Origin of the sequence: Microbispora hainanensis, from assembly GCF_006874475.1 — a bacterium.
Taxonomy (GTDB): Bacteria; Actinomycetota; Actinomycetes; order Streptosporangiales; family Streptosporangiaceae; genus Microbispora; species Microbispora hainanensis.
The window spans coordinates 66,125-88,795 of the sequence record NZ_VIRM01000009.1 but is presented as its reverse complement, the minus strand read 5'-3'; the positions used below and the strand labels follow the sequence as shown (position 1 = coordinate 88,795).

Here is a 22,671-nt window from a genome sequence, read left to right as displayed (position 1 = left end):
GGGAACAAATCGCCGGATCCGTATCAGCCCAGGTGATCAAGCGGAGCAATCCGCCTCTCTAGAGAGCCATAGGTATATATCCCGCGTCTAGGCAAGCGACCAGCCGCAACGGATCATGCGGTCGTGGGGAGCGATATCGACGGATGCGATACGTCCCCGGTGCCGCCCCCGCTCGACCGCGCCGACGCCCGCGCCTGGTGCGCCGTCGCGGTGGCCCGGCTGTCGTGCGACCAGCCGGAGGCGGCGCTGGAAGCGGCGCGCCAGGCGATCGGCCGCGATCCGCAGGACGAGTGGGGGCATCGCCTGGTCGGTGCGGCACTGGAGCGTCTCGGGCGCGACACCGAGGCGGTCGCGGCGGCACGCGAGGCCGTACGGCTCGCGCCCGGCTCCTGGGCGGCGCGGCTGCGGCTCGCTAGCGCGCTGCGGCGGATCCCCGGACGGTGGCGGGAGGCCTGGGCGGAGGCCCGCCACGCCGTCCGGTTCGCCCCCGACGAGCCCGACCCCCACGTGCTGTGCGGCGACCTCGCGCTGCTGCGCGGCGACCACGACGGGGCCGCCCGGGCGTACGGCGCGGCGCTGCGCAGGCGCCGGGACCACCCGGCGGCGTGGGTGAACCTCGGCCTCACCCTGCTGCGCTGGCAGCGGCCGCGCGACCACCACGACCCCGCGTGGGAGGCCGACCCCCGCGAAACGGGCCGCGCGCGGCGTGCCCTGGAGACCTGGTCGCGGCAGGTGCGCGTGATCCTCGCGGTCGCGACGGCAGGGATCTGCGCGGCCGTCCTGCTGCCCGGCCTCCCCGGTACGCGGCGCCTCCCCGGTGTGCAGGGCCTCCCCGGTGTGCACGGCCTCCCCGGCATACGCGATCTCCCCGGCATACAGGATCTCCCCGGCATGCAGGGAGACGTGCGCATCGCCGGCGCGCTGGCGCTCGCCGCCGTCCTCGTGGTCTGCCTCCGGCAGGCCGCGCGCGTCGGCGCCTGGGCCTACGTCCCCGGCATGCTCCGGCGCGACCTGCGGCTCTTCATGTCGGTCGCGCTCGGGCTGCTCACCCCGGCGGCGTACCTGGCGGAGCTGGCCACGCTGCCGGAGCCGGGGGCGGCTTCGCTGCAGGAGGGGGGCGACGTCTGGGCCGGGGCGACCGGGCTGGTGCTCCTGAACCCCGTCGTGGCGCTCGCCGTCAGGCTCCTGGCCGAGACGTGGCGGGGACGTCCGCTCGCCGCGCTGAGGCGGTTCGCCGCCGCGCTGCGTGCGCCGTCGGCGCCACATGCACGACCACCCGCGCCACCGGCCACGCCACCACCCGCCCCATCGCCCGTGCCACCCGCGCCACCGGCCGCGCCGCCGAGGGGGTCTGGTGCGGCGGACCGGGCGGCGGCGCGTGACATCGCCGTCGCGTACTGGATCGTCGCGGCTCGCGCACGGCAAGCGGCCGCGGCGCTCATGCTCCTGCCCTTCGTGACCACAGCGTCCCTCGCCGCCGTCGCGTGCCTGGCGGTCCCGGCGGGCCTGCTGCGCGCGCGGACGACGGGCGCGCCGCGGCCGGACGACCGGTGGCTCGCCACGGCGCTCACCGCTCCGGCCGTCGCGGCCCTCTGCGCCGCCACAGCGGGCGCGACGCAGGCCCTCACGGGACCCGGCCCCGCCGTCGTGGCTCTGTGGCGCTGTGCGTGGGGCGCGCTGGCGCTCGGCGTGGCGGCCTTCGCGGTGCGGGCCGTACGGGCCTGGTGGCGCGGCGGGCCGGGCCCGTGGCGCGCCTCGCTCGTGCCGTCCGAGTCGCGGGGCGCGCGGATCCCCGGCGACCTGACCCCCTCGGCCGGTCTCAGCGAGGAGGTGCGGCACGCCGCGGCCTACTCCCGGAACGTGGTCCTCGCCTGCGCCGGGACGGACGGCCCGCGCGCGCTCGCGGTGAGCGCCGTGACGTCGGTGAGCCCGGCGGGCGAGTTCCGCCTCATCGCGGGCGACGAGGCGTGGGACGCGGTGCGGCGCGATCCCCGCGTGGTGCTGTTCGTGGGAGACCCGCGATTCTGGGCAGAGGTGCGGGGCGTCGCCGTGCCGGACGACGACGTGCTTCGGGTGACACCGCGCCAGGTTCTGATGCGCGAGTACCCCGGACGCCGTCAGGCCCGCAACCGGTAGCCGCGAACGACGCAACTCGGGCGCGTGTCCGGCTCCGGCGACGTGCGTCGCCCACCGCGCCGGTTGGGTCCACCCATTCCGTTCGCACGTGCGGTATAACCGGGGTCGAAGCGGGGAGGCGTCGATGCGGGACTCCGACAGGGCACGGGCGGCGAGCCTCTTAAGCCGGACTGTGGCCCGTGATCTGTTCGAACAGGTGCGTTTCCGCTATTTCCAACTTCCGCCGTTCGCGCGGCGCGCGTTGTTCGTCGTGCTGCTCGTCGCCACCATGGGGCTGGCCGCGGCGCTCAACTGGTCGCTGGCGCCCACGTTCATCTACACGTTCCTGGCGCTGTGCTTCCTCGCGCTGGCGCTCAGCTATCCGCGCGCCGCCGCGACCGTGCTCGTGCTCGCGGGCTGGGGCCTGCTGCTGCCGTGGTTCATGAACGTGTTCGGCGGGCAGTCGATCGCGCCCGGCCTGCTGATGCTGCTGGGCGCGCTGACCGGCGTCGCCGCCCACCTGATCCGGTGGGTCCCGCCGTGGCTGACGACGCTGATGGCCCTCGCGCCCGCCGGCGTCGTCGCGCTGTCGCTGTCGTGGCTGTCGCCGTCCGCCGCCCTGTGGGGTGCGTACGGCGTCGTCGCCGCGGTGCTCCTCTACCGCCTGGTGCTGGCACGCAGGGTGCGCGCGGAGGCGGAACGGGAGGCGGCGGGCGCGGAGACCCAGGTGCAGGTGCGCGGAAGGGCGGGCGGCAACCAGCCCGCCGCGGCCGAGACCGGCGCTCCGCCGCCCATCACGGTCGAGCAGGCGCTCGCGGAGCTGGAGTCCATGATCGGCCTCGAACCGGTCAAGGAGCAGGTGCGCGCCATCGCCGCGTCGATAGAGGCGGCCCGGCTGCGCAGGGAGGCGGGCTACGCCAACGAGCGGCCGATGCGCCACTTCGTGTTCGTCGGCCCTCCCGGCACCGGCAAGACCAGCGTCGCCCGGTCGCTCGCCAAGATCTTCTACGCGTTCGGGCTGCTGGAGACGCCGTTCGTGGTCGAGGCGCAGCGCGCCGACCTCGTGGGGGAATACCTGGGGGCCACGGCGATCAAGACCAACGAGCTGATCGACCGCGCGCTCGGCGGCGTCCTGTTCGTGGACGAGGCCTACAGCCTCATCAACTCGGGCGACGGCCAGCCCGACCGGTTCGGCGCGGAGGCCGTGCAGACGTTGCTCAAGCGGGCCGAGGACGACCGCGAGCGGCTCATCGTCATCCTGGCCGGCTACGAGCGCGAGATGAACGACTTCCTCGCGTCCAACCCGGGGCTGTCGAGCCGCTTCGCCACCCGGGTGCGCTTCCCGAGCTACAGCCCCCCGGAGCTGCTGGAGATCACCGAGGCGCTGCAGCGGCGCCGGGGAGACCGGCTCGCCGCGGAGGCCCGTCCCGTGCTGCGCCGGCTGTTCGAGGACGTGGAGCGCCGAGGGCTGGTCGACGACCTGGGCAACGCCCGCTTCGCCCGCAGCCTCGCCGAGGCCGCGGCGCAGGCCCGCGACGTGCGCGTGGTGAGCGCGGGCGGGGCGCCGCGCGGCGAGGACCTGGTCACCACCACCGCCGACGACGTGACCAAGGCGTTCAACGAGATCACCGCGCGATACCGCGGCTACCAGGTCACCCCGACCCTGGACGAGGCGCTCACGGACCTCGACAGGATGGCCGGCCTCGAACCGGTCAAGCGGCAGGTGCACGCGATCACCGCCCAGCTCAAGGTGGCCAGGATGCGCCAGGAGCAGGGCCTGCCGGTCCAGTCGCAGATGCGGCACTTCGTGTTCGTCGGCCCTCCGGGCACCGGCAAGACGACCGTCGCACGCATCCTCGGCCGGATCTTCTCCGCGCTGGGCCTGCTGGCCCGGCCCGATGTGGTCGAGGCGTCGCGGGCCGACCTGGTCGGCCAGCATCTCGGCGCCACCGCGATCAAGACCAACGAGCTGGTCGACCGGGCGCTCGGCGGCGTCCTGTTCATCGACGAGGCCTACGGCCTGGTCAACACCGGCTACTCGGGGGGCGACGCCTTCGGGGCCGAGGCGGTGCAGACCCTGCTGAAGCGCGCCGAGGACGACCGCGACCGCGTGGTCATCATCCTGGCGGGCTACGAGCGCGAGATGGACGCGTTCCTGGCGACCAACCCCGGGCTGGCCTCCCGGTTCAACCAGCGCGTGTCGTTCCCCTCCTACCGGCCGTCCGAGCTGGCCGAGATCGCGGAGCTGCTCGCCTCCGGCAGCGGCGACAGGTTCGACGCCTCCGCCGCCCGCGACCTCGCCGACGTCTTCGACTGGGTGTGCCGGGAGGGGCTCATCGACGGCCTGGGCAACGGCCGGTTCGCCCGGTCCCTGTACGAGCGGGCCGCGCTGCGGCGCGACGTCCGGCTCGCCGAGCAGGGGACGGCGAACACCGCCGAGCTGACGACGATCACCAGCGAGGACGTCCGCAGCGCGGTGGACGAGTTGTCCTGATCTCGTAGGTCAACCCCGCGGACGCGTGTCCCGATGGCCGCAGGCCGTCACTTCCTGCTACTAATCGACTGCCGATGGTAGCCGGAGGATCGGAGAAGCACGTGAGAGCACGATGGCCGGTCGCCCTGGCCACACTGGCCGCTCTGTGGGCCGCCGGTGCCTGCGGCGTGCAGCGGGGGCCGGGTGAACCGGACAGCGGGCTCGCTCCCTCCCCGGTCAAGGCGTACGACATCAACCCCATGGCGCGCGACAAGGTCAAGGACGGCGGCACGCTCCGGTGGGGGCTCACCGACTTTCCGACGCAGTGGAACCGCAACCACCTCGACGGCGACGCCACCGGGGTCAAGGCGGTGACGGACGCGCTGATGCCCCGCACGTTCCGGTCCGACGAGCGCGGGCGGCTGGCCCTCGACACCGACTACGTGACCAACGCGAGGATCACCGCGACCTCCCCCCGGCAGGTCATCACCTATTCCATCAACCCCAAGGCGAAGTGGTCGGACGGCAGGCCGATCACCTGGACCGACTTCGCCGCCCAATGGAAGGCCATGAGCGGCCGCGACCGGGACTACCGGGTCGACTCGACCATCGCGTACGACAACATCCAGAGCGTGGCCAGGGGGGCGAGCGACCGCGAGGTGGTGGTCACCCTCGCCCAGCCGTTCAACGAGTGGCAGTCGCTGTTCACGCCGCTGTATCCCGGCAGCACCAACGCGACCGCGGCGGCGTTCAACGCCGACTGGATCAACCGCATCCCGGTGACCGCGGGGCCGTTCCGCGTGGAGCGCCTCGACGTCAAGGGCAAGACGGTCAGGCTCACCCGCAACCCCGCCTGGTGGGGCAACCGCGCCAAGCTGGACGCCATCGAGTTCCGGACCGTGCGTCCCGACCAGATGGTCCACGCGTTCACCAAGGGCGACGTCGACCTCTTCGAGGTGGGCCCGTCCCCCGACGACTACGCGCGGGTCAGGGAGGCGTGGGACGCCGTGATCCGGCAGGCTGCCGGCACCCAGTATCGGCAGTTCACCTTCAACGGGGAGAGCCCGGTCCTGTCCGACGCGCGGGTGCGCGAGGCCGTCGCGGCCGCGATCGACCGCCGCGGCCTCATGCAGGTGGACCTCAAGGGCCTCGGCTGGCCGATCGTGACGCTGGACAACCACTTCCTCATGAACAGCCAGTACGGCTATCAGGCCAACGCCGGACAGATCGGCGCGTACGACCCGAAGCGGGCAGGGCAGCTGCTCGACCAGGCGGGCTGGAAGCTGTCGGGCAAGACCCGCGTGAAGAACGGCAAGCCGCTCACGCTGCGCTTCGTCGTGCCCGACGGCATCGTCATGAGCGGCGTCGAGGCCGGTGCCGCCCGGCAGATGCTCGATCGCGTGGGCATCCGGGTCGACGTGCGCAAGGTGTCCTTCGACGACTTCTTCGGCAAGCACCTCATCCCCGGCGACTTCGACATCACCGCCTTCGCCTACCCGAGCTCGCCGTACCCGGTGTCGAGCGCCTTCGACATCTACGCTGATGGCGAGAGGGGCGGCCGGGGCGACGACGTCGAGTGGTACTCCAACCTCGGGCGCAGCGGGAGCAGGCAGATCGACGAGGCCATGTATCGCGCCGGCAGCACGCTCGACCCCGGCAAGGTGCCCGGCCTGCTGAACGAGGCCGACCGGCTGGTCTGGAAGAAGGTCAACGTGCTCCCGCTCTACCAGAGCCCGCAGGGCGTGGCCGTCCGATCGGCGCTGGCCAACATCGGGGCCAACGGGTTCTTCGACCTCAGGTATGAGGACATCGGCTACGCCTCCTGAGCGGCCGCCCACGGGCCGTCTCCAGAGCCCCGGGGGCCCGGCGGTCAGATGAACGGCTCGACCGTCACGCCGGCCTCCAGGAGCGCCTTGCGGACGGCGGCGGCGATCCGTACGGCGTCGGGGGTGTCCCCGTGCACGCAGACGGACCGGGCGCCGACGCGCACCTCGCCGCCCTCGATCGTCGTCACCACGCCCTCCGTGGCCATGCGCAGGGCGCGGGCCGCGACCTCGTCCGGGTCGTGCAGCACCGCTCCCGGCCGCCTCCGGGGCACCAGCGTCCCCTCGGCCGTGTACGCGCGGTCGGCGAAGCACTCGGCCACCGACGGCACGCCGTGCCGGGCGGCCACCCGCGAGAGGGCCGACCCGGGCAGTGTGAGGATGGGCAGCGCCGCCGCCGCGCCGAAGGCCACCACGGCCGCCACCACGGCCTCCGCCTGCTCCTCGTCGCGGCAGGCGCGGTTGTACAGGGCGCCGTGCGGTTTCACGTACGCCACCCGCCCGCCCATCGACCTGGCCATGCCGTCCAGGGCGGCGAGCTGATAGAGGACGTCGGAGCACAGCTCCTCCGGGTCGACCTCCATCTCCCTGCGGCCGAAGCCGGCCAGGTCGCGATAGGAGACCTGGGCGCCGATCGTCACGCCGCGGTCCACCGCCGCCGCGCAGGTGCGGCGGATGATCAACGGGTCGCCCGCGTGGAAGCCGCAGGCGATGTTGGCGCTCGTCACCAGGTCGAGCAGGGCCACGTCGTCGCCGAGCCGCCAGATCCCGTAACCCTCGCCGAGATCGGCGTTCAGGTCCATCACGCCAGCGCTCATCGCCGTGCCTCCCGCAGCTCGGTGCGGTGTCCATCCTGCCGCAGAGAAAGGGGCCGCCGCCGTCAGGTGGGAGGTTCGTCCGGGATGTCGGCGATGTCGTCCAGCGCGGCGGCCAGCTCGTCCGGATGGTCGCCGATCCGCTCGGCGATCTCGATGAGGACGTGCAGCACGTCGTGCCGGTCGTGCCCAAGGTCGATCAGGCGCTGGGCGGCCTCCCACAGCTGCGGCGGGTCGCCGACCCACAGCCGGCCCGCGATCTCCTCGTGCCAGGCGAGGTGCTCCTCCAGGTCCGTACGGCCGAGCTCGCCGGCGTGGTCGATCTCCAGCAGGATGCGCCGGTCGGCCTCGTCCGCCGGGTTCAGCAGGTCGAGGCTGGTCGAGCCGCGCATGCCCTGCAGCAGGGGGAACGCGAACGCGCGCCGGGCCAGGGCGGACAGATCGCCGTCGGGCAGCAGCCGTTCCACGAGAGAGCGGTCCAGCCCGAAGGTGGTCGGGTCGCGGTAGGCCTCGGTGAAGCGGGCCGTCGCCTCCCAGACCGCGTCGAGCGTCGCCCGCACCCCCTGGTCGGGCAGTCCGATCCGGGGGCCGGCGAAACGGACCCACGCCGACAGCACGTGCGGCATCGCGTCCTGCTCGGCCGGGCTGAGCAGGACCTTGCGCGGCAGCCAGTCGAGCAGGAACGTCTCGCACTTGGTCGGGCTCACCCGCATCGGCCGCCCGAAGTCCTGGTCGCAGCCGTAGTCGATGATGTGGTCGGCGCACCGGGAGGCGGCCGACGGGTCCGACAGGTTCTCCGCCGCGTCCGAGGCGAGGAACTCGGCCGCCAGCATCGCGCGGCGGTCGCGGCTGTAGGGCGCCTCGGTGTGCGCGGGGGCGGGCCGCATCCGCCCGGGCGGCAGCGCTTTGATCCGTGCCCGTGCGAAGGCGTGGTAGGCGCTGTAGCTGTCGCTCACGAGCTTCGGGCCGGTGCGGCCGTGCGCGGCGGCCCTGGTGGCCTTCATCGCGAACTCCAGCAGCGCACGCGCCTGCTGTGGCTCCAGCTCCTCGAACCGCAGCAGCGCGTTGCCCGCGGCCTCCAGCCTGGCCTGCTCAAGCAGCTTGTCGACCTGCGACGACACCCAGGCGTCTCGGGCCATGCCGCCCATGTTGTAGTCGACGACCACGACCAGCGCGTGCCTGTCCTCGCCGTTGTAGGCGAACGTGCACACCACGGTGTCCTGGTCGCCGTACACGTCCCTGGAGACGTAGCAGCCCGTCGGCTTGACGGCGCCGACGCGGTCGGCCCAGCGGGGCCGGGCGACGTCCGACTCCATCAGCGCGAGCGCCGCGCCCTCCGCCTTGGCCGCCTGGCGGGCGGTGCCGAGGTAGGCGACGGAGACGAGCAGGGTGAGCGCGGCCGGTGTGCCGGCCTTGGCCGCGTAGTCCACCAGCCCCTCGCCGAGGATCTGCTCGACGTCGCCGCCGCGCAGCCGCCTGCCCCACCAGGCCCCGAGCATGTCGGAGACCATGAGCTCGGCGTCGAGAGGGCTGCGGACGGCGAGCAGTTCCCTGGCCGCCAGCAGCATCTCCGCGAACACGTCGTCCGGCGGCCGGGTCTCCCGGGGGTCACGTCGGCGCCGGCGACTCACGAGGTCTCGCTCCGCTCGCTCACGGTGACCACCTTCTCGCATTCCCGCCGCGAACGGCATCAGGAACACGGGCCGGTGACTTCCCCGTTATCTGCCGCGCCGGCCGTGCCCGCCGTACGGGTGCGGGCGGGGACGCCCGCCGAGCGACCGCGGTGCGGCGCCTCACCTCCGGGAAGGCGGCGCCGAGTTGACCATGCCCAGGAGACGTTCCCGGGCGACCCGCTCGACGATCTCCGGTGTGACGTCGAGTCCGAGATGCTCGCCGCAGGCCCAGGTGTCGGCGACGCACCGGGCGACTGCGGACAGGGGGACGGTCAGGAATTCCGCGGCCAGCCGGTGGGTGACGAGTTCCGCCGGTTCACGAAGACCCGGCTCCGGTGTTGGGCCGCCACTGATTCGTGCTGCGAGTACGGGCATGGACTGCATTCCTCGCTGAATGGGGACCTGCCGCCCCTTATTCCACCTCTTTCCCCGGCGGTGTCAACCCTTGGCGCGCCGCCGCGTGGGAAGCTGAATCCATGCGTATCCGGCTCGCCCAGGATCCCGAGGCCGACGAGCTTCTCGGCCGCAGCCCCCTCGCACTGCTCATCGGCATGCTGCTCGATCAACAGGTGCCGCTCGAGCGGGCCTTCGCGGGGCCCCGTACGATCGCCGACCGGCTCGGCCGGGACCTGGACGCGCGTGAGATCGCCTCTTATGATCCTGATCAGTTCGCGGCTCTGCTCGCGGCGGCGCCTGCCGTCCACCGCTATCCGAAGGCCATGGCGGCCCGCGTCCAGGCGCTCGCGGCCTATCTGGTCGAGCAATACGATGGCTCGGCCGAGAAGGTGTGGGAGGATGTCCGCGACGGCGCCGGGCTGCTGCGCCGGCTGCTGGCCCTCCCCGGATTCGGCCGGCAGAAGGCCCAGATCTTCCTGGCCCTGCTGGGCAAGCAGTGCGGTGTGCGCCCGGACGGCTGGCGTGAGGCGGCCGGGCCGTACGGCGAGGAGGGGGTGCACCGGTCGGTGGCCGACGTCGTGGACGCCGGGAGCCTGCAACTGGTCCGCGCGACCAAGCAGGAAGCGAAGCGGGCGGCCAAGAAGTAGGCCGGATCCTCCTGCGCGAGACGCCGGTCTTTTGACAGGATGCGTTGACCGCATGGCGGGCGGGGCTTCCGTCCGTGCATGCCGATCGCCCATGATGTAGGGCAGATCTGCGCTACCAATCACAGTTATGGAGATGTGCCTCGTGGGAGACGCTGGCACGCGACGGAGGTGCCGACCATGAGCGCCGAAACCTCCGTGCCCCGGCCCCGGGAGCCCGGTTTGGACATATCAGACTCCGACCTCTTCAGAGGCATGATGTCGGAGGCGCCGTTTGCCTTCGCCTTTTTCAACCCGGATGGTCGTTTCGTCCGGGTCAACTCCACCTTTACCGAGCTGACCGGCCATCCTGTCGAGCTGCATCTTGACCGCCGCCCGTCCGAGCTCCTGCCGGCCGACCTGACCACTCTGATCGATGCGGCGCTGAGCCGGATCGCCGACGAGTCGCTGCCGATCACCGACCAGCGGATCAGGACCCGCGCCGGGAACGGCGACACCCGCCACTGGACGGTGTCGTTCTACCCGATGCGCGGCGACGACGGCGTCGTCGGCACCGCGTTCTTCGGCGTCGACGTCACCGAGCGGCAGCTGAACGAGGAGGTCCTCGAGCGCAGCGAGGAGCGCTACCGCTCGCTGGTGGAGTCGCAGCAGCAGCTCGTGTGGATCACCTCGCCCAGCGGCGCGGTCGCCGAGGACGCGCCCCAGTGGCGGGCCATCACCGGCCAGGGCCTGGAGGAGTACCTCGCGCACGGCTGGCTCGACGCGGTGCACCCGGACGACCGTCCCGGCACCGAGGAGGCGTGGCGCGAGGCGCTGCGCGGCCGGACGATGTTCGAGTGGAGCTACCGGGTGCGCACCCGGGCCAGCGGCTACCGGCACTTCGAGGTCCGGGCCGTGCCGATCATCAGGCACGGCCGCGTGGTGGAGTGGGTCGGGGCGAACACCGACGTCACGCCGCAGCGCGAGGCCGAGGAGATGCGCGGCCGCCTCACCGACCAGCTCGGCGCCGCCGCGCTGCGCACCGCCCGGCTCCAGGGCGCGACCGCCCAGCTCGCCGAGGCGCTCACCGTCGAGCAGGTGGTGCAGGTCATCATCGACGTCGGCCGTACGGCCCTCGCCGCCGACCACTCGTCGGTGGCCCTGCTCGACCTCGACAGGGCGACGCTGAAGCTGATCAGCAGCGGCGGCACCTCGGACACCCGGGGCGAGGAGATCGATCTCGCGAACCCCAACGTGATGACGATGGCCGTCAACAGCCGCCGCCCGCTCTTCGCCGAGTCGCCGGAGAGCCTGCGCGCCCAGCTCGTGGACGCCGGCGCCGACGAGGCGCAGATCTCCGGGTTCCTCGCGCAGACCGACGAGCGGGCCTGGGTGGGCCTGCCGCTGCTGGCGGCCGGGCGGGCGCTCGGCGCGCTGCGGTTCTCGTTCACCCGGACCCAGAAGATCTCCCAGGAGGACGGCGTCTTCCTGGAGGCCCTCGCCGGCCAGTGCGCCCTGGCGGTCGAGCGGGCCACCCTCTTCGAACGCGAGCACAAGACCGCCGAGACGCTGCAGCGCAGCCTGCTGCCCGAGCGCCTGCCGGTGGTGCGCGGGATGATGCTCGCCTACCGCTTCCGCTCCGGATCCCGTCACGTGCAGGTGGGCGGCGACTGGTACGACGCGTTCGTCCTCCAGGACGGCCGGGTGGCGGCCGTGGTGGGCGACGTCATGGGCAAGGGCGTCAAGGCCGCCGCCGGCATGGGCCGGATCCGCAACGCCATGCGCGCGCTCGCGCTGACCAACCCGCCCCCGGCCGCGGTGCTGACGGGGCTCGACCGGGTTTTCGAGGCGACCGAGGAGGAAGAGCAGGTCACCACCCTGGCGTACATGGTCGTCGAGCCCGGCACCGGGGAGGGCACGCTGGCCCTGGCCGGTCACCCGCCGCCGCTGCTGGTCTCGCCCCAGGGTGTCGGGCTGCTGCACGAGACCGAGCCGGGCACCCCGCTCGGCTGGGCCACGAGCCGCAAGCAGTTCCGGTTCTGCGTGCCGCCGGGCCACACCGCCGTCCTCTACTCGGACGGTCTGGTGGAGAACCGCAAGCGCGGGCTGGACGCCGGACTCAGGGAGCTTTCGTCCGTCGTGGCCGAGGCGCCCCCAGAGGTCCTGAACAGCCCGAATATGCTGCTGGATTTCCTGGTGGACCACATGCTGTCCGGGTATGAACAGGATGATGACGTAACGGTACTCGCGGTCCACGTGCCACCGGCCACGAAGAGTGACTGAATGAATCAGGCATAACGGTTGCTTTCGGGTATCAGTGACCTCCTTCCGTACGCACTAGTGTCTCGGTCGGCCTAGGGTGGAGGAGCAACCGGCGGGACGCGGCCGTATCACGTACCGTGGCGTGCCACAATGGCATGTCGCGGTCTGCGCGACCTCACCACCGGAAAAGAAGAAGCACCTGGGTCCATTCTCGCCATGCGTTCGTTCGAGAGGTGTTCGTGTCGCCTGCAAGTTCGACTCGCTCGAAGCCGTCGGAGCTGAACGAGCCAGTGATTCAGCAGCTCCTCGAGCGTGGGCGCTCGCAGGGTTTCCTCGAGTCCGAGGATGTCCGCAAGGCCTTCGAGGAAGCGGACATCCCGATGTCGCAAGCCGCTGGATTCCTGCGCAGCCTCAGCAAGGAGGGTGTGACCGTCGTGGTGACGGCCGCCGACTCCGCGGCTCCCAAGCGTTCTCGAGGTCAAGCCAAGCGCCGCACCACCGCGCCCGTCAAGAAGACCACCAAATCCGCCGCGGCCAAGGAGTCTCAGCCGGAGACCGTGACCGCCGTGGTGACCGACTCCGCGCCGGCCGCCAAGCCGGCGCCGAAGAAGCCGGCGCCGGCCAAGCCCGCGCCACCCGCGGCCAAGCCGGCCGCCGCCAAGGCGCCCGCCAAGCCCGCGCCGCCAAAGAAGGCCGGGCCCGCCAAGCCGGAGGCCCCCGCCACGGGTCCCCAGGCCAAGGCGCCCAAGGCCGACTCCAAGCCGAAGTCCGCCGACGCCGCCGACGACGACGAGGACATCGACCTCGAGGGTGACGTCGACATCGAGGACTTCGACATCGAGGTCGAGGACGTCGAGATCGAGGCCGAGGTGGAGACCGACGAGTCCGAGACCGAGACCGAGGGGGAGGCCGACGGCGACGAGCCCAAGGCCGAGGCGCTCGTCCAGTCCGAGGACGAGGTGCTGATCCTCACCGACGACGATGACGACGCGCCCGTCGCCCAGGTGGCGGCGGCCGGAGCCACCGCCGACCCGGTCAAGGACTACCTCAAGCAGATCGGCAAGGTGCCGCTGCTCAACGCCGAGCAGGAGGTCGAGCTCGCCAAGCGGATCGAGGCCGGCCTGTTCGCCGAGGAGCAGCTCGCCCAGGAGGCCGACAACCTGCCCGTCGACGTCCGCGCCGAGCTGGAGTGGATCGCCGAGGACGGCCACCGCGCCAAGAACCACCTGCTGGAGGCCAACCTCCGGCTCGTGGTCTCGCTGGCCAAGCGCTACACCGGCCGCGGCATGCTGTTCCTGGACCTGATCCAGGAGGGCAACCTCGGTCTGATCCGCGCGGTCGAGAAGTTCGACTACACCAAGGGCTACAAGTTCTCCACGTACGCCACCTGGTGGATCCGGCAGGCGATCACCCGGGCCATGGCCGACCAGGCGCGGACCATCCGCATCCCGGTCCACATGGTCGAGGTGATCAACAAGCTGGCCCGCGTCCAGCGGCAGATGCTGCAGGACCTCGGCCGCGAGCCCACGCCGGAGGAGCTGGCCCGCGAGCTCGACATGACCCCTGAGAAGGTCATCGAGGTGCAGAAGTACGGCCGCGAGCCGATCTCCCTGCACACGCCGCTGGGTGAGGAGGGCGACAGCGAGTTCGGCGACCTCATCGAGGACTCCGAGGCCATCGTCCCGGCAGACGCCGTGAGCTTCACGCTGCTGCAGGAGCAGCTGCACTCCGTTCTCGACACGCTGTCGGAGCGCGAGGCGGGCGTGGTCTCGATGCGGTTCGGCCTCACCGACGGGCAGCCGAAGACCCTCGACGAGATCGGGAAGGTCTACGGCGTGACCCGCGAGCGGATCCGCCAGATCGAGTCCAAGACCATGTCGAAGCTGCGCCACCCCTCCCGTTCGCAGGTGCTGCGCGACTACCTGGACTGACGCACGACTCGATCGTCCCCCCGGCCACGCACCACGGCCGGGGGGACGTTTGTGTAAGGACGCGACTTAACTTCGACGTAACCTCGTGGTAGCGCTGCAGGCAGGGCGACGCTCCTAGGCTCGCGCCTCATGGGAGTGATCGAAGTGGATCGGGCGCGTGCTCGGGGGCCACGAGTGATCCCGGCCCGCCCTTGGGCGGACACCATGCTCGACGAGGCGGTCGAGGCCGCCTCCCGGGGCGACCTGAGACCGGCGGCGGCGGTCCTCGCGGACAGCAGGGGCGACCCGGAGACGCGGTCGCTGCGGGTGGAGGCGCTGTCGCGCGCCGTCATCGGGGCGAGCCGGTCGATAGAGGCGTTGCTCGCCTACGACCAGGGCAATCCCGACCTCTGGCTGTGGCTCGGCCGGGCCCGCCTGGAGGAGGCCTGGGAACTGCGGCCCGACGTAAGGGCCAGGGCGGTGCAGGCGGACCGGCAGCAGGCCTACCAGTCGGCGATGGAACGGGCCAGGCAGCCGCTGCTGACGGCGGCGGGGCTCGCGCCGAGCGATCCCGTGCCGTGGGAGTGCCTGATGTGGCTGGCGATCGGGCTCGACCGGCCGCGCGCGGACAAGGACGCGGTCTGGTACGAATGCTCCCGCCGGTGGCCGACGCTGTATTCCGGGGCCCTGGCCCGCCTGATCACCCTGTCGCCCGGCTGGGGCGGCACCGCGGCGGAGATGCTCGGCTTCGCCCGCTCGGCCGCCGCGCACGCCCCGGAGGGCAGCCCGCTGCCTGCGCTCGTGCCGATGGCCCACTTCGAGATCGTCGCCGCCGCCCGCACCCCCATGTCGCGGGGCGGCTGGTTCTCCTTCGAGGCGCAGCGTGACATCGTCTCGGCCGCCGGCCACTGGGCGGAGCGGCGCCTCGGCGGGGCGCACCCGCGCTCGGTCGAGGCGCACAACGTCTTCGGCGCCGCCTTCTATCTGTCCGACCTCCGGCGTCCGGCGCGTGGGCATCTCGCCAGGACGGGCGGGCGGTTCAGCCGGCTGCCCTGGTCGCACCTCGGCGATCCGGCGCAGCAGTATCGCCGGGCCTGCGCCCGGCTCAACCTGTGACTCACTCGTCCACGATCACGTCGAGGGTCCGCGGCCTTCCCCGGCCGGCGGGCGCCGCCAGCTCCACTCGATGCCCGAGACCGGTCAGCAGGTCGGCGAGATCCCCGGCCGTCCGGGGCCGGTCGGGGGTCTCGACGAGCACGCGGGCCACCACGCCCCGGGTGGCCTTCGCCATGTGGCTGACGACCGTCCGCTTCCCGGCCGCCTCCCGCAGCACCCGTACGGCCACGCCGCGTTCGCCGGGCTGCCAGGCGGCGGCGTACGTCGCCGAGCGCATGTCCACCACGAGCCCCTTGGTCGCGTCGAGCACCGCGCTGATCGACGGCCGCCAGAACGCGGCCAGGCCGCCCATCGGCGCCAGCCGTACGCCCATGGACAGGCGATAGGGCGGCACGCGGTCGGACGGGCGCAGCAGGCCCCACAGGGCCGAGAACACCACGAGCCGCCGGTCGGCCCGCCGCCGGGCCTCGGGGGAGAGGGTGGCCAGGCCCAGATTGTCGTACAGGACGCCCGTGTAGAGGGCGGCGACGGGCAGCGTGCGGGCCGTGGGAAGCGCCACGTTGCGCTCGATCTCGCCGGTCTGCCCCTCCGACAGGCCGAGCACGTCGCGTGCCTCGGGCGTCCGGCAGAGCGAGACGAGGGCGTCGAGGACCTTCTCGCGCGGGGAGGCGAGTTCGGGGAAGCTGAGCCGGCGGGCGGCGGAGGTGCCCCGCTCGGCCTTCCCCTCTGACGGCGGAAGCAGGATGAGCACGGTTTCGCAGCCTACTGCGCCCCGACCGGAGAGTTTCCCCCGATCGGGGCGCCACGGCTGCCGGCCTACTCCCGGCCGGTCTCGACCGCCTTGAGCACGGCCTCCGCGATCGAGCGCGGGTCGACGCCGAAGTGCTTGCGGACCGACTCGCGGGTGCCCGACAGGCCGAACCCGTCGGTGCCGAGCGAGGTCCAGGGCCGGTCGATCCACGGGCTGATCTGGTCCGGCACCGCGCGCATCCAGTCGCTGACCGCGATCACCGGGCCCTCGGTCCCGGCCAGGGCCTGCCGGATGTACGGCACGCCCTCGGTGGTCATGGCGTCGCGGCGCAGCTCGCTCCACGAGGTGACCGACCACACGTCCACGCCCAGGCCGTACTCCTCCCGGAGCACCCGCTGCGCCTCCAGGGCCCACTGGATCGCGGTGCCGCTGGCCAGCAGGTGGGCCTGGCCGCCGCCCTCGGAGAACCGGTAGATCCCCCGGAGGATGCCCTCCTCGACGCCCTCGGGCATCGCCGGCTGGGGGAGCGGCTCGTTGTAGACGGTCAGGTAGTAGAACACGTCCTCGCCGTCGGGGCCGTACATGCGCCGGAGCCCCTCACGCACGATCGTCCCCACCTCGTAGGCGAAGGCGGGGTCGTAGGCCAGGCACGCCGGGTTGGCGGAGGCGAGCAGCTGCGAGTGGCCGTCGGCGTGCTGCAGGCCCTCCCCGGTCATCGTGGTCCGGCCGGCGGTGGCGCCGACGAGGAACCCGCGGCCGAGCTGGTCGGCCAGCGCCCACATCTGGTCGCCGGTGCGCTGCCAGCCGAACATCGAGTAGAAGATGTAGAAGGGGATCATGACTTCGCCGTGGGTGGCGTAGCTGGAGGCCGCGGCCGTGAACGACGCCATCGACCCGGCCTCGGTGATGCCCTCCAGCAGGATCTGCCCGTCGGCCGCCTCCTTGTACGCCAGCAGCAGGTCGCGGTCGACGGACTCGTAGCGCTGGCCCAGGGGCGAGTAGATCTTGGCGGTGGGGAACAGCGACTCCATGCCGAAGGTCCTGGCCTCGTCGGGCACGATCGGCACCCAGCGGCGTCCCGTCTCCGGCTCCTTCATCAGGTCCTTGACCAGGCGGACGAAGGCCATCGTCGTGGCCACCGGCTGCTTGGAGCCCTTCTCCAGGGCGCGGAACGGCGCCTCGGCCGGGGCCGGCAGCGAACGGTAGGAGACCGTGCGGCGGGGGATGGGCCCGCCCAGCTCGCGACGCCGCTCGGCGGCGTACCGCGCCTCCGGCGAGTCGGCCCCGGGGTGCACGTAGGGCGGCAGGTCGCCGTCGAGCGCCTCGTCCGGCACCGGCAGGCCGAGCCGGTCGCGCAGCGCGCGGAACTCGTCCTTGCTGAGCTTCTTCATCTGGTGGTTGGCGTTGCGCGCCTCGATGCCCGCGCCGAGGGTCCAGCCCTTCACGGTCTGCACGAGGATCACCGTGGGCGCGCCGCGGTTGTCCAGGGCCCTGCGGTAGGCCGCGTACACCTTCCGCGGCTCGTGGCCCGCCCGGGACCCGCCGACGATGCGCTGCAGGTCCTCGTCCGAGTGCGGCACGTCAAGCCCGTGGAACAGCCGCTCCCTGATGTAGGCGCCCGACGACGCGGCGAACGTCTGGAACTGCCCGTCCGGCACCTCGCCCAGCCGGGCCACCAGCTCGTCGGAGGTGAGCAGACTGTCCCACTCCCGGCCCCACAGCGCCTTGACGACGTGCCAGCCCGCGCCCCTGAAGACGCTTTCGAGCTCCTGCACGATCCGGGTGTTGCCGCGTACGGGCCCGTCGAGCCGCTGCAGGTTGCAGTTGATCACGAACGTGAGGTTGTCGAGCCCCTCGCGGGCGGCCAGGGTGAGGGCGGCCGTGGACTCGGGCTCGTCCATCTCGCCGTCGCCGAGGAAGGCCCACACGTGGCTGTCCGAGGTGTCCTTGATGCCGCGGTTGTGGAGATAGCGGTTGAACCTGGCCTGATAGACCGCGTTGAGGGGGCCGAGGCCCATGGAGACGGTGGGGAACTGCCAGAAGTCCGGCATGGATCGGGGATGGGGGTAGGACGGCAGCCCGCCCTCGGGCTCACGCCTGAACAGGTCGAGCTGGGCCTCGCTCAGCCTGCCCTCAAGGAAGGCCCGCGCGTAGATGCCGGGGGAGGCGTGGCCCTGGAAGTAGACCTGGTCGCGGCCGCCCTGGAAGAAGTGGTTGAAGCCCACCTCGTACAGCCAGGCGGCCGAGGCATAGGTCGCCAGGTGTCCGCCGAGCCCCAGCCGGCTGCCCCTGGTGATCATCGCCGCGGCGTTCCACCGGTCGTACGCGGCGATGCGTTCCTCCATCTCCAGGTCACCGGGGTAGCCGGGCTCCTCGGAGGTGGGGACGGTGTTGATGTAGCGGGTGGTCGTCGCCAGCCGCCTCAGCAGGTAGTCGGCCCGTTCGGGGCCGGCTGCACGGCGGACCGCCTCGAGGGATTCGAGCCACTCGGCGGTCTCCTGCGGATCCAGGTCTTCTACCATGAAACTATTAAATCACCCTATGATCGATCATCGGATGTATCCTGGGCTCTATTATCGGGCTCGTGGAACCCGTGCTGCGCCCGCCGCTTCGCGACCATATCCGGCAAACGGTGCTCGACGGCCTGATCCACGGCCGATGGAAGCCCGGCGACCGTATCATCGAGCGGCGCGTGGCGGCCGAGCTGGGTGTCAGCCAGGCCCCGGTGCGTGAGGCACTGCGCGAGCTGGAGGCGCTCAGGCTCATCGAATCGGCCCCCAACAAGGGCGCGCGGGTCCGCGGGCTCACCCGGAGCGACCTCCGCGAGGTGTACCAGGTGCGGGCGGGCCTGGAGGAGACGGCCGTCCGGCTGGGCAGGCCCCGCGTGGAGGTGCTGCGTACGCACCTCGGCCGCCTGCGCGACGCGGCGGCCGGCGGCTCACTGGACGATCAGGTGCGGCACCTCGTGGCCTTCCACCGGGAGATCGTGAAAGCCTCCGGCAACGAGGTGCTGCTGTCGGTGTGGGAGTCGCTCGGCATCGAGGTGTGGTCGCACCTGTCGATCCGCCTGTTCCGGATGTGCCCGTACGAGAACGTCGCCGACCACGAACCTCTGGTGGAGGCGTTCGAGCGGGACGACCCCGAGGTGGGCGTCCTGCTCCGCGAGCACGTGCTCGGCTACGCCCCGCTCGACCCCGGGGGCAAATAGGGGATTCGAACCCGGGCGGCGCAGGTCAACTAGGCTGCGGCGGATGAGTGAGGTGAGTGAGGAGATCGCGCGGTTCGACCTGCTGGTCGACGCGGCATGGCCGGCGCCGGGACGGGCCGAGGACGGCCGCTGGGTCTACCGCCACGCGGGCGGTGTGACGAAGCGGGCCAACTCGGTGCTGCCGCTGGGAGAGCGCGCGGACCTGCCGGAGGCGGTCGGCCGGGCCGAGCGTTTCTACGCGGGCATCGGCCAGCCCTGCGTGTTCTCGGTCGGCATGGGTGCCTCGCCCGGGCTCGACGACGAACTCGGCCGGCGAGGCTATCGGCTCGTGGACCCCACCCTGGTGATGACCCGGCCGCTCGCCGGTGACGAGACCGCCGTCGAGGCTCCGGTGGCGGACCGGCCGTCGGAACGGTGGCTGCGCACCTGGTGGAGCGTGGACGGCGGGCGCCACGACGACACCGGAGGGGTTCCGGCGCTGACGTGGGGCGAGCGCATCCTCGGCGGGGTGCCCGCCGGGTACGTCCTCCTGGAGGAGGGCGCGGCGGGAAGGGCAGTGCCGCAGGGACGCTGGCTCGGGATCTATTGCATGGCGGTCGAGCCGCACGTCAGGCGGCGCGGGCTGGGCGCGGCCGTGCTGCGCACCCTGCTCGCCTGGGGGCGGCAGCGTGGCGCCGACAGCGCATACCTGGTGGTGACGGAGGCCAACGCCGGCGCCCGCGCGCTCTACGAGCGTGAGGGGTTCGCCGTCGCCGGCCGCTACCACTACCGGGTGCGATCCTGACCCGGAGGCGCCGCCGCCGGGCCCCGGGGGAAGCGGGGAACGGCGGCCGCGCCGGGCGGGCGGCCCGGACAGTGGTTCGTCCGGGCCGATGACTTAGATCGATCGTTTATATGGCGACGGCGCGCGGAGCCGACGTCGTCGTCTGCGCTCCGGCACGCCGTCTATGGGGTCAGCGCTCGCCGTCAGGGGCGGTCGCGGGGGATTCACTGAGTCGGGCCGACTCGTCCTGGATCTCAGCACCTTTGTCGCGCAGCACAGCCACGTGCTGACGCCCGTGGTGGGCGCAGAACAGCAACTCCCCACCCACGGGCAGGGTCGCGCGGATGTAGGCCTGAGCACCGCACCGGTCGCACCGGTCCAGGGCCGTCAGCGGCTTGATGGGGGCGAGAGCTCCAGTCACGTATCGCCTTTCGGGTCGCCCCACGGTCTGTGGGGACGTTGGCGTCAGTCACTTGGCACAACATCTAACCGGATACGGGCCTTCCCAATCATGCTCCGAGTACGCCCAGAGCAGAATGATCCGTAAAGTGACGGGGATCACAGCGAAAGTGCCGGTCATAGTGCTGCGCCTGGCAAGCTTGTGCGCGTACAAACATGAGTGGCGTTAAGCTGCGTACGCGTGTTCGATTGATAAGTAGGAGTTGGGTGTGACTGCGGTTCGCGCGGAGACGGGGTACACCGCCCGTCATCTCTCTGTGCTGGAAGGCCTGGAGGCGGTCCGCAAGCGCCCGGGGATGTACATCGGCTCCACGGACACGCGCGGCCTCATGCACTGCCTCTGGGAGATCGTCGACAACTCGGTCGACGAGGCGCTCGGGGGCTACTGCACCCGGATCGAGGTCGAGCTGCACGCCGACGGCTCGGTCGAGGTGCGTGACGACGGGCGCGGCATCCCCGTCGACATCGAGCCCAAGAGCGGCCTGGCCGGCGTCGAGCTCGTCTACACGAAGCTCCACGCGGGCGGCAAGTTCGGCGGCGGCTCCTACGGCGCCTCCGGCGGCCTGCACGGCGTCGGCGCCTCGGTGGTCAACGCGCTGTCCTCCCGCGTCGATGTGGAGGTCGACCGCGACGGCAAGGTCCACCAGATCAGCTTCCGCCGGGGCGTGCCCGGCGTGTTCGACGGCGACGGCCCGACCGCCAAGTTCCGCAAGAAGTCCGGCCTGCGCGACGGCGGCCCGGCTCCGCGCAACACCACCGGCACCCGCGTGCGCTTCTGGGCCGACCGGCAGATCTTCCTGCCCGAGGCGGAGGTCTCGCTCGACGAGATCCACGTGCGGCTGCGCCAGACGGCCTTCCTGGTGCCGGGGCTCACGCTCGTGGTGCGCGACGCCCGCGGCGAGGAGCCGGCCGAGGAGACGTTCCGTTTCGACGGCGGCATCAGCGAGTTCACCGAGTTCCTGTCCCGCGACGAGGCCGTGTGCGACGTGCTGCGGCTGCAGGGCGAGGGCCACTTCCACGAGACCGTCCCCGTGCTCGACGAGCAGGGCCACATGACGCCGACGGAGGTCGAGCGGGAGCTCACCGTCGATGTCGCGGTCCGCTGGGGGAAGGGCTACGAGACGACCGTACGCTCGTTCGTGAACGTGATCGCCACCCCCAAGGGCGGCACCCACGTCGCGGGGTTCGAGCGGGCGCTGGTCCGCACGATCAACGAGCAGCTCAGGGAGACCCGGCTGCTGAAGAACGGCGACGAGCCGGTGACCAAGGAGGACATCCTCGAAGGGCTGACCGCGGTCGTCACCGTACGGGTGCCCGAGCCGCAGTTCGAGGGCCAGACCAAGGAGGTGCTCGGCACCTCCGCGGCCAGCCGAATCGTCGCCCACGTGGTCACGCGTGAGCTCAAGGCGCTGTTCGCCAACCCCAAGCGGGGGCAGAAGCAGCAGCTGCGCGCGGTGCTGGAGAAGATCGTGGCCGCGGCCAAGGCCCGCATCGCCGCCCGCGAGCACCGTGACAACCAGCGGCGCAAGTCGGCCCTGGAAAACTCGGCGCTGCCCGCCAAGCTGGTCGACTGCCGCAGCGACGACATCGACCGCAGCGAGTTGTTCATCGTCGAGGGCGACTCCGCGCTGGGCACGGCCAAGCTCGCCCGCGACTCGGAGTTCCAGGCGCTGCTGCCGATCCGGGGCAAGATCCTGAACGTGCAGAAGGCGTCGGTCGCCGACATGCTCAAGAACGCCGAGTGCGCCGCGATCATCCAGGTGGTCGGCGCCGGGTCCGGCCGTTCGTTCGACATCGAGTCGGCCCGCTACGGCAAGATCATCCTGATGGCCGACGCGGACGTCGACGGCGCGCACATCCGGTGCCTGCTGCTCACGCTCTTCCACCGCTACATGAAGCCGATGGTCGAGGCCGGGCGGGTGTTCGCCGCGGTGCCGCCGCTGCACCGCATCGAGGTCACCAACCCCGGGCGTGGCCAGGACAAGTACATCTACACCTACAGCGACGCCGAGCTGCACAAGGTCCTGCGCGACCTGGAGCGGCGGGGCAAGCGCTGGAAGGACCCCGTGCAGCGTTACAAGGGCCTCGGTGAGATGGACGCCGATCAGCTCGCCGAGACGACCATGGACCCGCGCCACCGCGTCCTGCGCCGCGTGCGGATCGAGGACGTCGAGGACGCCGAGCGCATCTTCAACCTCCTCATGGGCAGCGACGTGGGCCCGCGCCGCGAGTTCATCATCGGCAGCGCCGCCGAGGTGGACCGCGACCACATCGACGCCTGACG

Annotated in this window: 16 protein-coding genes; 10 read left to right on the top strand and 6 right to left on the bottom strand. The window is 71.9% G+C overall.

The features are described from left to right. The first annotated feature begins 123 nt into the window (after positions 1–123). The 3 genes from FLX08_RS10065 to FLX08_RS10055 all read left to right on the top strand — a co-directional run bounded on the left by FLX08_RS10065 (position 124) and on the right by FLX08_RS10055 (position 6,414). On the top strand, positions 124–2,136 hold the full coding sequence (locus FLX08_RS10065; protein WP_142618138.1) for a CHAT domain-containing protein: 2,013 nt from the start codon (positions 124–126) through the stop codon (positions 2,134–2,136). Positions 2,137–2,260: 124 nt separating this feature from the next. Then, a complete protein-coding gene (locus FLX08_RS10060; protein WP_142618136.1) occupies positions 2,261–4,609 on the top strand; it encodes an AAA family ATPase in 2,349 nt (782 codons plus the stop codon). Between the two features lie 101 nt (positions 4,610–4,710). Next, positions 4,711–6,414: an ABC transporter family substrate-binding protein gene (locus tag FLX08_RS10055; RefSeq protein WP_142618134.1), complete on the top strand. Its 1,704-nt coding sequence runs from the start codon at positions 4,711–4,713 to the stop codon at positions 6,412–6,414. 44 nt (positions 6,415–6,458) lie between these two features. On the opposite strand, the gene FLX08_RS10050 is transcribed toward FLX08_RS10055, so the two are convergent. From FLX08_RS10050 to FLX08_RS10040, 3 genes are all read right to left on the bottom strand, one after another. Beyond that, positions 6,459–7,229, bottom strand: coding sequence for a LamB/YcsF family protein (locus FLX08_RS10050; protein ID WP_142618132.1), 771 nt, complete (start codon positions 7,227–7,229; stop codon positions 6,459–6,461). Positions 7,230–7,291: 62 nt separating this feature from the next. After that, a complete protein-coding gene (locus FLX08_RS10045; RefSeq protein ID WP_142618316.1) occupies positions 7,292–8,794 on the bottom strand; it encodes a hypothetical protein in 1,503 nt (500 codons plus the stop codon). A 225-nt stretch (positions 8,795–9,019) separates the two neighbouring features. Continuing rightward, positions 9,020–9,274: a hypothetical protein gene (locus FLX08_RS10040; RefSeq protein ID WP_208761367.1), complete on the bottom strand. Its 255-nt coding sequence runs from the start codon at positions 9,272–9,274 to the stop codon at positions 9,020–9,022. 101 nt (positions 9,275–9,375) lie between these two features. On the opposite strand from FLX08_RS10040, the gene FLX08_RS10035 reads away from it, so the two are divergent. The 4 genes from FLX08_RS10035 to FLX08_RS10020 all read left to right on the top strand — a co-directional run bounded on the left by FLX08_RS10035 (position 9,376) and on the right by FLX08_RS10020 (position 15,206). Continuing rightward, complete coding sequence (locus FLX08_RS10035; protein ID WP_142618131.1) at positions 9,376–9,942, top strand: HhH-GPD-type base excision DNA repair protein; 567 nt, start codon at positions 9,376–9,378, stop codon at positions 9,940–9,942. Between the two features lie 177 nt (positions 9,943–10,119). Next, on the top strand, positions 10,120–12,201 hold the full coding sequence (locus FLX08_RS10030; protein ID WP_142618129.1) for a SpoIIE family protein phosphatase: 2,082 nt from the start codon (positions 10,120–10,122) through the stop codon (positions 12,199–12,201). 218 nt (positions 12,202–12,419) lie between these two features. Then, the gene (locus tag FLX08_RS10025; protein ID WP_244312527.1) at positions 12,420–14,111 is read left to right on the top strand and encodes an RNA polymerase sigma factor; all 1,692 of its coding nucleotides are present in this window, start codon (positions 12,420–12,422) and stop codon (positions 14,109–14,111) included. 129 nt (positions 14,112–14,240) lie between these two features. Then, positions 14,241–15,206, top strand: a complete 966-nt coding sequence (locus FLX08_RS10020; RefSeq protein ID WP_142618125.1) for a hypothetical protein — start codon at positions 14,241–14,243, stop codon at positions 15,204–15,206. Position 15,207: 1 nt separating this feature from the next. On the opposite strand, the gene FLX08_RS10015 is transcribed toward FLX08_RS10020, so the two are convergent. Then, on the bottom strand, positions 15,208–15,957 hold the full coding sequence (locus FLX08_RS10015) for a YaaA family protein (protein ID WP_142618123.1): 750 nt from the start codon (positions 15,955–15,957) through the stop codon (positions 15,208–15,210). Positions 15,958–16,022: 65 nt separating this feature from the next. After that, complete coding sequence (aceE, locus tag FLX08_RS10010) at positions 16,023–18,479, bottom strand: pyruvate dehydrogenase (acetyl-transferring), homodimeric type (RefSeq protein WP_142618121.1); 2,457 nt, start codon at positions 18,477–18,479, stop codon at positions 16,023–16,025. Between the two features lie 71 nt (positions 18,480–18,550). Between aceE and FLX08_RS10005 the strand changes: the two genes are divergently transcribed. After that, positions 18,551–19,165: a GntR family transcriptional regulator gene (locus FLX08_RS10005; RefSeq protein WP_208761373.1), complete on the top strand. Its 615-nt coding sequence runs from the start codon at positions 18,551–18,553 to the stop codon at positions 19,163–19,165. Between the two features lie 43 nt (positions 19,166–19,208). Beyond that, on the top strand, positions 19,209–19,949 hold the full coding sequence (locus FLX08_RS10000; protein WP_244312526.1) for a GNAT family N-acetyltransferase: 741 nt from the start codon (positions 19,209–19,211) through the stop codon (positions 19,947–19,949). A 169-nt stretch (positions 19,950–20,118) separates the two neighbouring features. On the opposite strand, the gene FLX08_RS09995 is transcribed toward FLX08_RS10000, so the two are convergent. Then, positions 20,119–20,349: a DUF7455 domain-containing protein gene (locus tag FLX08_RS09995; RefSeq protein ID WP_079312375.1), complete on the bottom strand. Its 231-nt coding sequence runs from the start codon at positions 20,347–20,349 to the stop codon at positions 20,119–20,121. Positions 20,350–20,596: 247 nt separating this feature from the next. Between FLX08_RS09995 and FLX08_RS09990 the strand changes: the two genes are divergently transcribed. Beyond that, on the top strand, positions 20,597–22,669 hold the full coding sequence (locus FLX08_RS09990; protein ID WP_142618117.1) for a DNA gyrase/topoisomerase IV subunit B: 2,073 nt from the start codon (positions 20,597–20,599) through the stop codon (positions 22,667–22,669). The last annotated feature ends 2 nt before the right edge of the window (positions 22,670–22,671 follow it).